Source organism: Paenibacillus sp. sgz302190 (assembly GCF_059820445.1).
In genome coordinates this window covers 126,832-142,546 of the sequence record NZ_JBZYAO010000021.1, presented here as the reverse complement: position 1 = coordinate 142,546, position 15,715 = coordinate 126,832, and the positions used below count along the sequence as shown (strand labels likewise).

Here is a 15,715-nt window from a genome sequence, read left to right as displayed (position 1 = left end):
AGATTTTTTAATTATCCGCCAGACAAAAAGCATCAATAAAATACAGTTTTAGGAACATTTTGAAACAAATTTTTCATGTCAGGTTTGATGCAAAGCTAGTGGGAAAAGTGCATCTTTTTGCGCCCGGAAACCCTTTCCTCGCATAATTCCTGCAAATATGCAGTTTTTTTCACTCAAACGCAGAGCCAGCCCCGCTATGGGTGAATTCCTGCACAAATGCAGGCTTTTCCCAAAAACGAGCCGCTTTCACCGAAAAAACCTGCACAAATGCAGGTTTTCCCGCTTCTGGGGCAGAAAGAGATGAAGCTGCTGGAGGAATAGCACATAAATGGTGAGTATGCGGATAGATGGTGACGACGAGGCGGTTGCAACTTGGGTGAAGCGTATGGGGACGGCAGTTTGAATAGGCAGGGGGAGGATATGCGCCTAACGGGCAGCGAAAATGTGCTCAAAAAAATGCCTTGTGATCATAACTGCAATCACAAGGCATTTTTACGTCAAAAACATGTAAATGAACTGATTCGGCGCAAATCAATACCGAAGAACATCCAAAACCTGCCGTTCCATCTAAACCCGGAAACCGATGTTCGTCCTACAAAGGTAGGGAAAAACCAGAATTGCTCTCCATTGTTGAGCCAGACGTACGTATTGCGAAACAGGCAACCGGAGATAGCTCCCGGGTCGACTGCAAAAGGCATAACCTGCGGCTCGAATGACGGGGGAGGGGCTGTCGGAGCCTGCACTCCCTGTGGGCTTTGCGGTCCTTGCGGTCCGAAAGGTCCGAATTGGCCCGGCGGTCCTGGAGGCGGCATAAATCCCATCGATATTCACTCCTTTTCATGTTTCTCCCACATAGTATGCTGAATTAGCGGAGAAGTGCCTGTTAAAGCGCAATTAGCTACTGTCAAATACCTACAGCGGGACAATTTTCGCCAATGCCGTTGAATCGATGTCTGCATCGCCCCGAGCAGGCCGTAACGATGATTGCGACATCCGAACACGTATCCGGCCGACAAAGGCCGTCAAAGATGTACGGAACGATGAATTTCATCGTTCCAGTCAGCAGCGCCATCCGGCGGCCCGTCGCCGGCGCGATGTTTTAGCTTGGTGCCCGGAACCGATACGGATAGCGCTGCGGACACAAAGGACTGGCCTTTCCAGGACAAAAGATTTTCGACGTAGCCCAGCGTGTCCGCGTTCGTCGTGCCAATGATGCGCTGGAAGGCGAGCAGGTCGTAGCTCAAGCTTTTTTCGTTGGTCACGATCGGCTGTAAGGCGCCTATTGCCAACACTTCGCCTTGGACAGGCATTTTCAATTTGCCGTGCTCGTCGTACATTTGCGACAAATAATCGGCGCTTTTGGTGCTGATGTCGATCATAAACTGCGCGCCAAGGCGCGGGCTGGCCACGCTCACTTTGTACCCATCCTCGTAATTCACGCGGAACGCGTACTCCTCGTTGTAGCTTTCAAAATCGAACAGCTGGCGCAGCAGGCTGTGCCTGAACGAGTACACATAGAAGATACCGTACCCGCCGCTTCCTCCCGAATCGATGCCGATCCATATATCGGCGATCCGGTCCTGGTCAAAATCCCCGAGAAACAGCCTGGCGTTATAGCCGGCGCCGCTCGGAAGTTTCACTGCCGTCCGGTAATTGGTATACCCGTCCTCGATAACGAGCGTGATGTGGTCGGCAAAAAGCTCCGACGACCCTTCTGGCCTATGGCCGAGCAAGTACACGGTATCGAGAATTCCGTCTCCGGTTACGTCGCTCTGCATCGAGTCCAGCATAACCATGGCGGCATGGAAAGGTCCGTGCAAAATAAACCCCTCCTGTTCTAAAGTCAATCCTGCTTTGGTCTATCTTATGTGGGCAAGAATCCATTTGCCTGTGCAGCGGCCCAGCCCATTCGGCCCAAACGGCGGGACTTTTACGCCAGGGTCAGCGAGTTGAAAATAATATTTGACGTAGAAAAGATTTGCTGATATGATGGCTTATATAATTCCGATAGGAAAAGTAAGATTTGTTGATCGGTTCACCGAAAACACAGCTCCTCTTTTTGAGTTGTGTTTTTTTGCATTCATTTTATTTTAGGAGGTCATGCTTGATGACAGAAAGACAATTATCTCCGGAAACTTTGGCTATCCATGCGGGGCAGCAAATCGATCCCGCCACGCAATCGCGCGCCGTGCCGATTTACCAAACGACTTCGTACGGATTCCGGGATACGGAGCATGCGGCCAATTTGTTCGCTCTCAAGGAATTCGGCAACATCTACTCGCGAATTATGAATCCGACGACGGACGTGTTCGAACAAAGGATTGCCGCCCTGGAAAACGGGGCCGGAGCGCTCGGCGTAGCTTCAGGCCAAGCCGCCATCACCTATTCGATTTTGAATATCGCGGGAGCGGGAGACGAGATCGTATCGGCAACTAGCCTGTACGGGGGCACTTTTAATTTGTTCGCCACCACTCTGCCAAAGCTTGGGATTACGGTGAAATTCGTCGATCCGGGCGATCCGGAAAATTTCCGCAAAGCGATTACGAACAAAACGAAAGCTCTCTACGCCGAAACGATCGGCAATCCGAAAGGGGACGTCCTCGACATTGAAGCGGTCGCCGCCATCGCCCACGAGAACGGCATTCCGCTTATTGTGGACAATACGTTTCCGAGTCCGTTCCTGCTGCGTCCCATCGATTTTGGCGCGGATATCGTCGTCCATTCGGCCACGAAATTTATCGGCGGGCATGGCACGTCGATCGGCGGCGTCATCGTGGACGGCGGCAAATTCGACTGGAAAGCGAGCGGCAAATTTCCCGGCTTGACGGAACCGGACCCGAGCTATAACTGCGTCGTATATACCGAAGCGGTCGGGCCTGTCGCCTACATCATTAAAGCACGGGTGCAGCTGCTGAGGGATCTGGGCGCTTCTTTGTCCCCATTCAATTCATTCCTGCTGCTGCAAGGTCTGGAGACGCTGCACCTGCGGTTGGAACGCCACAGCGAGAATGCGCTGAAAACGGCGCAGTATCTGGAAAAGCATCCTTTGGTCGAGTGGGTGAACTACCCCGGTTTGGAGAGCCACGCTTCGTATGCACTGGCGCAAAAGTATTTGCCCAAAGGTCAGGGAGCCATTTTGACTTTCGGCATTAAAGGCGGCATAGAGGCAGGCAAAAAATTGATTCACGCCGTCCGCTTGTTTTCTCACCTGGCGAATGTCGGAGATTCCAAATCGCTCATCATTCATCCTGCGAGCACGACGCACCAGCAGTTGAGCGAAGCCGACCAGGCCAAAGCGGGCGTCACGCCCGGATTGATCCGTCTATCGATCGGGACGGAGGCAATCGGCGATATTTTATACGATCTTGAGCAGGCTTTGGCGGCGAGTCAGGCCATTCAAGCGGAATGAAGGGAGTTTGGCGAACATGATACAAGTGAAAGCGCCGGCCCAATATTGGAACGAACCCGGCATTTTATCGCAAGCCGGACGGTATATTGCGGAAATTGGCAAACGAGCCTATATGATCGGCGGCCCGGCGGCGCTGGAGGCAGTCAAGCCTGCGCTTTACGGCAGCCTGGACGAATCGGGGATCGGTTATTCCACGCATCTCTTCTCGGGAACTTGCACGACCGATGAAATCGAGGCGTACGCCCGCGAGGCGTCGGCAGACGGCAGCGACGTCATTATCGGCGTAGGCGGCGGCAAGGCGCTGGATTTGTCCAAAGCGGTCGGCGACAAGCTCGACCTGCCTGTCGTGACGGTCCCGACCATTGCGGCCACCTGCGCCGCCTGGTCGGCGCTCACGGTGCTGTACGACGCGGAGGGCCGCTCCACAGGCTACTTGCCGCTCAGGCACTCGCCGGCGCTGGTGCTGGCCGACACGCGCGTTTTGGCGCTCGCGCCCAAGCGCTATCTTGCATCGGGCATAGGCGACACGATCGTCAAGTGGTATGAAGTCGGCGTCAACGTGAAGGATGCGCCCGAAGCGCTGGACGTCCGGATCGGGACGCAGACGGCCAAACTGGCGCTCGATTTGCTGCTGCAGCACGCGCCTCGGGCTTACGAAACGGCGGGCAGCGGAGAGGTGACTCCCGCATTCGTTGAAACGACGAACGCTGTCCTGCTGCTGGCCGGTCTGGTCGGCAGCCTGAGCGGGGGAGCGGCCCGGGCCGGAATCGCCCACGCGATCCACTCCAGCCTGACCTATTTGCCGGAAACGCGCGGTACGCTGCACGGGGAGAAAGTCGCCTACGGACTGCTCGCGCAAGTTATTCTCGAAGGGAAGCCCCGGGAAGAAATCGAGCGGTTGGGGGCATTGCTGCACGGCTTCGGACTGCCGATTACGCTGAAAGCGCTCGGCATCGGCAAGGACGCGGCTGAGGTGGCGGCCGAAGTAGCGGAAGGCGTGCTGCTTCCGGAGGCGGCGGTCAGCGGGCTGCCGTTCCGGGTTAACGAAGAAACGTTGGCTCAGGCCGTTTATCGAACGAATGAAGTAGGACAACAAATTGAACTGGCATACGAAAGGGCGAATCCGAACTATGAAACGATCCAAACATAAATTGTTTTCCGGCACCGCATTTTTGCTTGTTCTCGCTCTGCTGGAGGGCTGCGCGAGCAGCGCTTCGACGGGAGGAAGCGCGTCCCGAAGCTCCGCGTCGCCGGAAGCGTCTTCCGCATCCCCGAATGCGGCCGTGTCAGCGTCGGGAGCCAAAGTCGATTTGAGCAAAGTGGTTTTGCGGATCAGCCAGACGGGATGGGCGAACCTGGATATCGGGTTTAAAGCCGCCGGGCTGCGCGATACCCCGTACAAAATCGAATTCAGCGTGTTCCAGGGCGGCAACCTGCAGCTGGAGGCGATGGCGGCCAGCCATCTGGACGTGGCGCTGACGAGCGAAATTCCGCCGATTTTTGCTTCGCAGGCTGCGGGCGGCGGCAATTTTAATATTGTTGCGGTGCAGGAGGCGAATACCTTAAATCAGGAACTGGTCGTGCCCAAGGGCTCGCCGATCAAAAGCGTCGCCGATCTGAAAGGCAAGCAGGTGGCCTATGTCGGCAGCACGACCGCACATTATTTTTTGCTCAAAATGCTGCAGCAAAACAGCCTGAAATGGGAAGATATCAAGCCCGTTCAACTGTCGACTTCCGACGGGTTGGGCGCGCTTGTCGGCGGCAAGGTCGATGCGCTGGCCAGCTACGGGAATGCGATTATTTCGGCCCGCCAGAACGGGGCAACGACTTTGGCCAGTGCAAAAGATATTTTATCCGGCAATTTCCTGATCGAAGCGCTCCCCGAGGCGATTGACGATCCTGGCCGGCATGCGGCGATTGTGGATTTTTTGCAGCGCCTGAACAAATTTTACGAGTGGACACGCAATAACCAGACGAAGTGGGCCGAAATTACGGCGGACAATACGAAGCAGGCCGTGGACCAGGCACTCGCTACTCTGAAAGAGGGCGAAGCGCAGCGCCAGTCGCGCATCGTCGCGATTTCCGACAAGGCGATCGCTTCCGAACAAGACGTAGCCGACGTGCTTCAAAGCGTGAATCTGCTCAAACAAAAAGTGAATGTCAGCACAACCTGGAGTCATGCATTTGACGAGGAGCTAAAGAAACCATGAAGCGAAACGGTTTGTTTGACAAAATCGCCCCGTGGATCGTTCCCGTCGTGATTTTGCTGGCGTGGCACGTGCTGACGACCGGCGGGGCGCTGGCGACGAATATTTTGCCGCAGCCGCTAAAGGTATTGAGCACCTTCTGTGAGCTGGTCCAGAGCGGCGACCTGCTGAAGCATATCGGCGTCAGCTCCAAAAGAGCGCTCAGCGGCTTTGTGATCGGCGGCGGGATCGGGTTCCTGCTGGGGCTCGTTAACGCCGTTTTTTATACGGCGGACAAATTGGTCGATTCGTCGATCCAGATGGTCCGCAACATTCCTCACCTGGCGCTTATTCCGCTGGTCATCATCTGGTTCGGCATCGGTGAGGAAGTCAAGCTGGTGCTTGTGTCTCTGGGCGTATTTTTTCCGGTCTACTTGAATACGTTCCACGGCATCCGCTCCATTGACCCCGGGCTGATCGAAATGGGCAAAGTGTACGGGTTAAAACGGTTTTCGCTGTACGCGCACGTCATTTTGCCCGGCGCACTGCCGTCCATTCTCGTCGGCGTCCGTTATTCGCTGGGCATCACCTGGCTGACCCTGATCGTCGCCGAGACGGTCGCTGCGGATTCCGGCATCGGGTATATGGCGATGCAGGCGAGAGAGCATTTGCAGATGGACATCATCGTGCTCAGCATTTTGATCTATGCGCTCCTCGGAAAGCTGTCGGATTCGATCGCCAAGCTGCTGGAGCGGAGGTTTTTGCGGTGGAGCCCGAATTTCCAAAAAGCATCCTCATGAAGATGGAAGGAGAAGCAGCATGAGCAAAATATCGACCGGAACGCGCATCCAGATCCAAAAGCTGCGCAAACAGTTCGGGAGCAAGCCGATTTTAAGCGATCTCGACATCGCGATCGGGCATGGCGAATTTATTGCGATCGTCGGCCGCAGCGGATGCGGCAAAAGCACGCTGCTGCGCCTGATCGCCGGGCTGGACCAACCGACAGGGGGCACGATTCTGCTGGGCAATGACAGAGGCGATGCGGCGCATTCCGATACGCGGTTCCTGTTCCAGGAAGCCCGGCTGCTGCCGTGGAAAACCGTGCTCGACAACGTGCGCGTCGGCGCTCCGCGCAAGGACAAGGCGCTGGCCGCTCAGGCGCTCGGGCAAGTCGGCCTGGCGGAACGCGCAGGCGAGTGGCCGAGCGTGCTATCCGGCGGGCAAAAGCAGCGCGTCGCGTTGGCGCGCGCGCTCGCCAGTCATCCGCGCCTGCTGCTGCTGGATGAACCGCTCGGCGCGCTGGACGCCTTGACGCGCATCGAGATGCAGAGCCTGATCGAGCGGCTCTGGCTGGAGCAAGGCTTCACTGTCATCCTCGTTACACACGATGTCAGCGAAGCGGTGGCGCTGGCTGATCGGGTGCTCCTGATCGATCAGGGCAAAATCTCCCTCGACACGCGCATCACGCTAGCCCGGCCGAGGGAGCGGGACAGCGGTTTCGCTTATTTCGAAAACCTGATCCTCAACCGGGTCATGGACAGAGAAGAAAATTTGGCTGCCGCCCCCGTCCCCGAGGAGAAAAAGCTGGCTTATTCCATATAAGCCGAAACGGGCCGGCGAGTGCCGCCCAGGCACCGCTGGCTTTTTTGCGCGTTCCGCGGGCTAACCTTCTGCCGGTGCAGGTACCGGACCGGCGGTCCGCACCCCGCACCCGGCAAGCTGTAAACCGCAAACCGCAAACCGCAAACCGCAAACCGCAAACCGCAAACCGCAAACCGCAAACCGCAAACCGCAAACCGCAAACCGCAAACCGCAAACCGCAACATACTGCCTTGCAAATAAAAATAACCCGCAGTCAGCGGGCCGCTTTATCCGCGCGAGGTGAAAAGAAAAAGGTGCTAACCCCAAACCCCTCACACTAGCGCAAGCAGCACATTTATTAGGAGTTTGTCCGATGAAATCAGTAGAAGGTATATGTACACGGAATGACGGATTTTATGCAATGTGAGCGGCATATTTGCAGTCATGATTCACCCCGTCATGCACAAAAGCAACTCTGCCCGCCAGACTCCTAGCAACGCGAAGAAAGCCTGCAAAAGTGCAGGCTTTCTTCGCGCTGGGGCGATTGCCGCGAAACTTTCCTGCAAAAATGCAGGCTTTTCATCGAACAAACCGGCTCAGAGTCCTTTTTATCGGAAATTCCTGTACAATTGCAGGCTTTTCGCCAAAATGAGTCACTTTCATGGAAAAAGCCTGCACTTTTGCAGGTTTTTCCCGCTGCCTGGCTAGGCCGCTCCCCGGCGAACGCCTGGGTAGGCGGCCCGCAAGGCACTCACTCCGGCAGCGCCTAACAGAGTGACGCGACCGCCCCCCGGCCCTCCGGCTTTCACAGGCATGCCGGCCGGTACCTGTCCCGGCCGCGGACGGCTGCACCGCCCTAGGCGGCCAATCACCGCAGCCGCCTACCTTTAGCGGGCCGGGGCGAAGCCCTCCACCTGCTTGAGAATCCGCTCGATGTGTTCGAGCGTCTCCGGTGCAAGCGTGATGTCCACGGCTCGCACGTTTTCCTCGATCTGCTGCGGATTGGTGGCGCCGATCAGGGCGGAGCTGACGCCCGGCTCTCTCAGCACCCATGCCAGCGCAAGCTGCGACAGCTTGATGCCGAGACCGCCCGCCAACCGGTCGAGCTCCTGCACGCAGCCCAGCACCTGATCGTTCAAGTAGCTGCCGATGACGCCGTTGATCGAGCTGTTCGCCGCTCGGCTGTTCGCAGGCAGCGCTTGCCCGGGCTTGTATTTTCCGGTCAGAATGCCTTGGGCGAGCGGCGAAAAGACGATTTGCCCGATGCCTTCCCGAACGGACACGGGGATCACCTCGCGCTCGATATAGCGCTCGAACATGTTGTAAATCGGCTGGTTGGAAATGAGCGGCCGCAAGTTGAGTCTTTTGCCGATGCCTGCAGCATCCGCGATTTGGGCGGCGCTCCATTCGCTGACGGCGGCATATAGGATTTTGCCCTGCGCCGTCAAATCGTCCAGAGCGCGCAGCGTTTCTTCCGGAGGCGTGTTCGGATCGTACCTGTGGCAAAAATAAATGTCGATGTAGTCGGTGCCCAGCCGCTTTAAGCTGGCTTCGCATTGCTCCATGATGTGCTTGCGGGAAAGTCCGCGGTCGTTCGGGCCTGTACCCATCGGGAAATACACTTTGGTCGACAGCACGTAGCTGGACCTTTCATACGGCTTGAGCGCGGCTCCGATCGCTTTTTCGCCTTCGCCGGTGTTGTAGGCGTTGGCCGTATCGAAGAAGTTGATTCCGCTTTCAAACGCGTTGCGAACGCACGCGTCGGCAGCCTGCTGCTCGGCCGCAGTACCGTAAGTAAGCCAGCTGCCGAGGCCGATTTCGCTCACTTTGAGTCCGCTTTTTCCTACATTTCTATATTTCACTGGTGCTCATCCTTTCTTAAACCGGGTTGTGAAAATTATATATGCAAGCGGGCATTCTGCAAAGTACGCAAAAGGTTTTCATTAAGTATCCTTGATGAAAGTAACTCAACTAAACTTTTCAAAGCAAGGCATTTAATTTGTCGGGTAACCGGATGCGGCGCGCAGCGGTATACTTGAAGAAATGCAAGCGTTTTCCAAACGCGCGGAAGGCGCTGCCGGACATTTTGTACGTTTCAGGAGGAGTCAACCGTATGGATCATCGCAAGGAGCCAGTTCCGTCATTATACCGGCTGTTCGCAGGCAGCTTCGATATCGGGGCGGCCGTGAGCCCGCAGACGCTGCAGACGCAAGCCGATTTGCTCGTGACGCACTACAACAGTCTGACCGCAGAAAATCATATGAAATTTAGCGAGATTCATCCTGAACCTGGCCGCTACACGTTTGAGCGTGCCGATGCGATTGTCGATTTTGCGGCGCAGCACGGCAAAAAGGTGCGCGGCCATACGCTGGTCTGGCACAACCAGACGCCGGATTGGGTTTTTGCCAGCGCTGACGGGAAGCCCGCGGCCAGGGACGTGCTGCTGGAGCGGATGCGGGAGCACATCGACTGCGTCGTGAAGCGGTACCGCGGCGCGGTATACGCGTGGGACGTCGTCAACGAAGCGATTGACGACGGCGAGGGCGGGACGCTCCGCAAGTCCGGGTGGCTGGAGTCGATCGGCGAGGACTATATCGCGAAAGCGTTCGAATACGCGCATCGGGCGGACCCGGACGCGTTGTTGTTTTACAACGATTACAACGAGACCGACCCGGTGAAGCGGGAGAAAATATTTGGCCTGGTCCAGTCGCTGCTCCGTCAGGGCGTGCCGATCCACGGTGTCGGCCTGCAGGGGCACTGGAACATTTACGGCCCGCCGCTGGACGAAATCCGCGAAGCCATCGAGCGCTACGCGGCGCTCGGCTTGCAGCTGCAAATTACGGAGCTGGATTTGTCCGTTTTTGAATTTAACGACCGCCGCACGGACATCGTGCATCCGACGGAAGCGATGATGGAGTTGCAGCAGCGCCGGTACGAAGACATTTTCAGATTGTTCAACGAATACAAGGGCGTCATTACAGCCGTGACGTTCTGGGGCGCTGCGGACGACTATACGTGGCTCGACAATTTTCCGGCGCAAGGCAGGAAAAATTGGCCTTTCCTGTTTGATGCCGGGCATGCCCCGAAAGGCTCGTTTTACCGGGTTGCGCAGCTGCGGGCGTAAAAATTCCTTTGCGAATCGGCCGATATCCCGTACAATATGAGCCAGACGCCGACACTTACATAACGAACGCGAGCCCGGTACATGCTGCCGGGCTCGCTTTGCCATCTTTTTCAGGAAAGGAACGGATGCTTCCATGTACAAAGTTTTGCTGGTTGACGATGAACCTTACGTGCGCATGGGTCTGCTCGGCATGATCGACTGGGAAGGGCTCGGCTACAGCGTCTGCTATGAAGCGGACAACGGACAAGACGCCCTTGACATCATCGCCAAGGAACAGCCGGATGTGGTCATCACGGATATTCGCATGCCTGTTTTTGACGGCCTGCAGCTCATCGAGCAGGTGCAAACGCGCAGCATAAGCACTTGCAAGTTTATTATTTTAAGCGGTTACAATGATTTTGCGTATGCACAAACCGCGCTTCGGCACGGCGTAAGCGACTATATGCTGAAACCGATCGAGGAAGAGGATCTGGAGGACATGCTGCGCAAGCTGGCACTGCAAATCGATGACGAGCGCCGGCGCCGCGAATTGCTGAGCCGGCAGGCCCTGGCAAGCCTGTTCGAGCAGCTGTCCTGTGGCAGCAATGCGGATGCCGCGCTGCGGGAGCTGGCGCCTCTTGTCTGCGTCCCCAAAGGCGCGCTCGTGCGCTGCGGCATTGTGGAAATCAACCGCGGCGTCGGCGCGGAAGACGGGGCGCCCGCAGGCCGGGAAGCCGACGACCCGTTGACCGTTGCGGAAGCGCTTCGCTCGCTGACGGGGCGTTCCTCCGGGCTCGCGCATGCTTTGCGCCGCAACCACTGCGCTTTCATCGTCGGCAGCGACATGCTGCAGCAGCATGGAGGGAGCGCGGAGCGGTTCGCGGGAGCGCTGCAAAACGAGCTGGAGCGGCGTCTTCGCCACCCGGTCTGCGTGTACGTCGGCATCGGTGTGAAAGATTTGCAGTCACTCGGACAATCGGTCCGGACCGCCAATGAGGTGTTTCAGTACAAGTATGTGCAGAGCTTGAAAGGGGTCGTCGTCCATGAGACGGCGAAGGCGGTTCCCCTTGTCTACGCGGAGCCGGATGACAGCTTGTTTCATGCGATCGTCGAAGCGGCCGAAGAGCGCGATACGGACCGGCTCAGCGCGGGGGTGCAGCGGCTGTTTGCGGAACTCGCGGCAAAGCCGATGGCCAAAGACGCGATTCGCGCGATTTTGAACCGTTACGTGCATAAAGCGGTCGGCATCCTGCAGAGCATGGAGGGCCCGGTTGAGCGGCTGGCTGCGTTAAGGCCGATGCTGGAGTGGGACCGCCACTCGCTTACCCTGCAGCAGCTTGGCGAGCTGTTCCGGGCGTTCATGTTGGAAAGCGCCGAATGGATGGACCGGCTGCGCGGCGAGCAGACGAAAGGCAGCATCCACAAAATCAAAGCTTACATCGAAAAGCATTATCAGGAGAACATCAATCTCAAAAGCATTGCCGCCGAATTTTTCATGAATCCCGTATATGTCGGCCAATTGTTCAAGAAGAAATACGGCATGTATTTCAACGAGTTTCTGCTGTCGATCCGCATCGGGGAGGCCAAGCAGCTGCTCAGGCAAACGGACCTGCGCATTTACGAAATTGCCGAAAAGGTCGGCTTCAACAATGCGGACTACTTCGTGACCCAATTCGAAAAAACTGAAGGACTCCCTCCATCCGAGTACCGGAAAAAACTTTTGACCAAACGAGGCGGCTGCTCAGATGAAAAAACGGTTCTTTCAACTTGACAATGTAAGGCTGCGGAACAAGCTGCTGATGCTGTATGTGCTGTGCGTGTTCATTCCGATTTTGCTGACAAATCTTATTTTTTACAGCATTACGACGCATAACGTGAAGAGGCAAAAAATGGAAGATATTTCATTGAATCTGGAAAAGCTGAGAAACGATTTCCGCGCCAAAATCGACAACGCCGTCGGGATATCGTCCGTTTTTTATACCGATAATTTGCTGAACGAGGCTTTGGAGCAAAAGTATACCGAGGCGATCGGGTTCGTCCGCCAGTACAATTCGCAGATAGCAGGGGTGCTCAGCAAATATACGCCGATTTACAAGGAAATCTCGTCGATTGAGCTGTATACCGATAATCCGACGATTATCGATTCGGGCGGCGTGCATCCGATTACGGACGTTACGCGGACGGAGGCGTGGTACCGCAGTTTGCAGCAATCGCTCCGCGCCGGGCAAACGTATCCGCTCGTCATTCGCGCCGGCTCTCGGGAGGACTCGTTCAGCGGGCTTACGCTCATCCGGTATATGAATTATTTTGCCTCCCAGAATACATACAACAAATATTTGAAAATCGACCTGAGCCCCGACGCCATCAAGCAGTTGTTCGGCAGCCAGACATTGCAGGGACGCCTCTACCTGCTGGACGACAGGGGGGACATCCAGTATTCGACCGATACGGGCCTGGACTGGAGCCGGGGGCAGATCAACTTCAATACGCTGCCAGTGCCGAAAGATGCGATCGTGCTGGAGGAAAAGTACACCGTCAACTACTTGAACGGGTGGCGCATCGTGCTCATCTCCGATTCGCACGTCCTCGACGCGGTGCGCAAGTCGCGGGAATTCGTCATTTACTTGGCGCTCGCCAACATTTTGCTGCCGACGCTCCTCATTATTTGGATCAGCCGCTCGCTGCACGTCCGCCTCGTCCGCATTGTGCAGCATATGAAAAAAGTGAAAAACCAACATTTCGAGTTGATCGGCGAAAATGAATCCAAGGACGAAATCGGCCAGCTGACGCGCGAATTCAACCGGATGACCGTTCAGATCAAAAGCCTGATCGATGACGTCTATATCGCCGATATCCAGAAGAAGGACCTGGAGCTGAAGCGCCGCCAATCGCAGCTGCACGCCCTGCAAAGCCAGATCAACCCGCATTTTCTGTTCAACGCGCTTGAAACGATCCGCATGCGCAGCATCATCAAAGAGGAAAACGAAACGGCCAAAATTATTAAAAATATGGCGAAAATGTTCCGCCGTTCCCTGGAATGGGGCGGGGATTGGGTCACGTTCCGGGATGAGATGGACCTGATCCTGTGTTTTCTGGAAATTCAGCGGTACCGGTTCGGCGACAAGCTGAGCTACCGCTTCGATGTGGACGAATCGGTCTACGACTGCACGATTCCGAAAATGACGCTGCTGCCGTTCATCGAGAATGCCAGCATTCACGGCATCGAGCCGCAGCAGGGCGAGGGCATGATCGAGTTGAAGGCGCAGCGCAGCGCCGAACGGCTGCTGTTCACGTTGTCGGACAGCGGGATCGGCATGCCTCCGGAGAAGCTCGCTTCCTTGCACGCATACATGATGAGCGGCGAAGAGGTCAAGGAGCACGTCGGCATGAAGAACGCTTATTTGCGATTGAAGCTGTATTACGGCAGCAGCGCTCAAGTCGCTATTTCCAGCGAATACGGCCGTGGGACGGCCGTTACGATCTCGATTCCGGCTGACCGCGACTGCGCGGATGCGGCATCTATGCTTTCCTAAGAAGATGCTAAAGTTTGCCGGGTAATCAAAATAATAGCGATTCTTTATAATGAAAGTGCTTACAGCGAATCGTTTGAAAGGGGAGTTTCAACCAGGATGAAGAAGTTAAAATGGTTTACGGCCGGTTTGTTGCTGACGCTTTCGTTAAGCGCTTGCGGCAGTGCGGATACGGCCAAGCCCGGCGCTTCGGGCGCGGCGGCCGGCCCCGGCGGCACGGCTGCTTCGGCGGACGACAAGGTGCCGGTCACATTTTCGATGTTTATTTTTAATGCAGGCAAGAACATCAATACGAACGAGACGCCGATCGGCAAAGAGCTGGAGAAGCAGACGGGGGTCAATTTCAAGCTGGAGAAGCTGGTCGGCGAATCGAAGACCAAAGCCGGCGTCATGATCGCCAGCAACGAATACCCGGACGTTATTCAGCCGGAGGGCGAAATCGACAAGTTTTTAGACGCCGGAGCGTTCATAGCGCTGGACGACCTGATTGAGAAATACGGTCCGAACATCAAGCGCGTGTATGGCCCGTATTTTAACAAAATGAAGCAAAAAGACGGTAAAATTTATCATCTTCCTTTCAGCGCGAATCAGGGCTACATCGCCAACCCGAACGTCGATCAAGGGGCGTTCTGGATTCAGCGCGGCGTCCTCAAGGAAATGGGCTATCCGAAGGTGACGACGCTTGACGAATACTTCGATTTGATCAAGCAGTACAAGGACAAGCATCCGCAGGTCGACGGCAAGGATACGATCGGGTTCTCGATGCTGACCTATGACACGAACTTTTTTACGATTACGAATCCGCCGATGCATCTGGCCGGCTATCCGAACGACGGCGACGTGATCGTCGACATGAAGTCGCGCGAAGCGAAAGTGTACGCCGTGGACGACATCACCAAGCGTTGGGTGAAAAAGCTGAACGACATGAACGCCGCAGGCTTGTTCGACAAAGAGTCGTTCACGATGAATAAAGATCAATATTTGGCCAAATTGACTTCCGGCCGTGTGATCGGCTACTTCGCATACGACTGGCAGGTGGGCGACGCCCGCAACAATCTGAAAAGAGCCGGTATCGACGACAAGCGCTACATGCCGCTGCCGATCGTGTTCGATAAAGGCACGAAGGACCAGTACCTCGATCCCCCGGGCTTCGTGAACAACCGCGGCGTCGCGATTACCAAAAGCGCGAAGGACCCGGTTCGCATCGTCAAGTTTTGGGACAACCTGCTGAAAGAAGACAACCAGGTGCTGATGCAGTGGGGCATCAAAGGCCAAACCTATGAAGTCGACGACAAAGGGAAGTTTTACCGCACGGACGAGCAAATCGCCAAAGTCGCCGATCCCAAGTTTTATGAGGATTTCGGGCTTAAGGATTTCGCCTGGAACTGGCCGCGCTACGGCAATTCCTCCGTGCTCAAGGACGGCAATGCGTTCGATCCGAACAAGCAGCCTTCGGTAGCCGAGAAAAATTTCACCGACGGCGACAAAACGATATTGAAAGCTTACAACGCGAAAGTGTTTACCGATTTGTTGAGCACGCCGGACGAACGCCCTTGGTATCCCGCATGGAGCATCAACAAAGGCCAGGGCACGCCGGAACAAATTTTCGGGCAAAAAAGCAGCGATGTCCAGAAAAAATATTACCCGGAAATGATTCTCGCCGCGCCTGACAAATTCGACAAATTGTGGGGCGATTACACGGCGCAAATGAACAAATTGGACGTAAAAGGATACGAAACGTTCGTCACCAAAATCGTGCAGGCCCGCGCGGCAGGCGATTGGTCCAAATAGCGTCACGGGGTGCCGGGCACGGGCGGGTGTGGCAAGTGCCCGGCGTATTTTTACCGGAAAAAGACAAGCAAGTCTTGGAGGAGCGAGTGATTTTCTATGGAGAGCCCTACTTCAA

12 protein-coding genes are annotated in these 15,715 nt (G+C 55.8%); 9 read left to right on the top strand and 3 right to left on the bottom strand.

From position 1 onward, the window contains the following. Positions 1-497: 497 nt before the first annotated feature. The gene (locus tag AC6RNO_RS22440; protein ID WP_474684735.1) at positions 498-821 is read right to left on the bottom strand and encodes a transporter; all 324 of its coding nucleotides are present in this window, start codon (positions 819-821) and stop codon (positions 498-500) included. A 201-nt stretch (positions 822-1,022) separates the two neighbouring features. Next, positions 1,023-1,820: a YybI family spore inner coat protein gene (locus AC6RNO_RS22435; protein ID WP_497106821.1), complete on the bottom strand. Its 798-nt coding sequence runs from the start codon at positions 1,818-1,820 to the stop codon at positions 1,023-1,025. Positions 1,821-2,104: 284 nt separating this feature from the next. On the opposite strand from AC6RNO_RS22435, the gene AC6RNO_RS22430 reads away from it, so the two are divergent. Genes AC6RNO_RS22430 through AC6RNO_RS22410 form a run of 5 tightly spaced genes read left to right on the top strand, consistent with a single transcriptional unit; the run spans position 2,105 to position 7,197 of the window. Then, complete coding sequence (locus tag AC6RNO_RS22430; protein WP_497106820.1) at positions 2,105-3,409, top strand: homocysteine synthase; 1,305 nt, start codon at positions 2,105-2,107, stop codon at positions 3,407-3,409. Between the two features lie 16 nt (positions 3,410-3,425). Beyond that, positions 3,426-4,559, top strand: coding sequence for an iron-containing alcohol dehydrogenase (locus tag AC6RNO_RS22425; protein WP_497106819.1), 1,134 nt, complete (start codon positions 3,426-3,428; stop codon positions 4,557-4,559). Then, the gene (locus AC6RNO_RS22420) at positions 4,540-5,619 is read left to right on the top strand and encodes a PhnD/SsuA/transferrin family substrate-binding protein (RefSeq protein WP_497106818.1); all 1,080 of its coding nucleotides are present in this window, start codon (positions 4,540-4,542) and stop codon (positions 5,617-5,619) included. The genes AC6RNO_RS22425 and AC6RNO_RS22420 overlap by 20 nt, the downstream gene beginning before the upstream one ends. After that, on the top strand, positions 5,616-6,395 hold the full coding sequence (locus AC6RNO_RS22415) for an ABC transporter permease subunit (protein WP_474684740.1): 780 nt from the start codon (positions 5,616-5,618) through the stop codon (positions 6,393-6,395). The genes AC6RNO_RS22420 and AC6RNO_RS22415 overlap by 4 nt, the downstream gene beginning before the upstream one ends. Before the next feature lie 19 nt (positions 6,396-6,414). Further along, positions 6,415-7,197, top strand: a complete 783-nt coding sequence (locus AC6RNO_RS22410) for an ATP-binding cassette domain-containing protein (protein WP_497106817.1) — start codon at positions 6,415-6,417, stop codon at positions 7,195-7,197. An 866-nt stretch (positions 7,198-8,063) separates the two neighbouring features. On the opposite strand, the gene AC6RNO_RS22405 is transcribed toward AC6RNO_RS22410, so the two are convergent. Next, entirely contained in the window at positions 8,064-9,038 is a 975-nt protein-coding gene (locus AC6RNO_RS22405; RefSeq protein ID WP_497106816.1) for an aldo/keto reductase, read from the bottom strand. A gap of 251 nt (positions 9,039-9,289) precedes the next feature. Between AC6RNO_RS22405 and AC6RNO_RS22400 the strand changes: the two genes are divergently transcribed. The 4 genes from AC6RNO_RS22400 (at position 9,290) to AC6RNO_RS22385 (ending at position 15,600) form a co-directional block, all read left to right on the top strand. After that, positions 9,290-10,300 (top strand): endo-1,4-beta-xylanase, encoded by a 1,011-nt coding sequence (locus AC6RNO_RS22400; protein ID WP_497106815.1) that lies wholly within the window; start codon positions 9,290-9,292, stop codon positions 10,298-10,300. A 133-nt stretch (positions 10,301-10,433) separates the two neighbouring features. Then, positions 10,434-12,050 (top strand): response regulator, encoded by a 1,617-nt coding sequence (locus AC6RNO_RS22395; protein ID WP_497106814.1) that lies wholly within the window; start codon positions 10,434-10,436, stop codon positions 12,048-12,050. After that, a complete protein-coding gene (locus tag AC6RNO_RS22390) occupies positions 12,025-13,812 on the top strand; it encodes a sensor histidine kinase (protein WP_488437167.1) in 1,788 nt (595 codons plus the stop codon). Before AC6RNO_RS22395 ends, AC6RNO_RS22390 begins: the two co-directional genes overlap by 26 nt. 96 nt (positions 13,813-13,908) lie before the next feature. Beyond that, positions 13,909-15,600 carry an extracellular solute-binding protein gene (locus AC6RNO_RS22385; protein WP_497106813.1) on the top strand — a complete coding sequence of 564 codons (1,692 nt, stop codon included), beginning with the start codon at positions 13,909-13,911 and terminating at the stop codon, positions 15,598-15,600. The last annotated feature ends 115 nt before the right edge of the window (positions 15,601-15,715 follow it).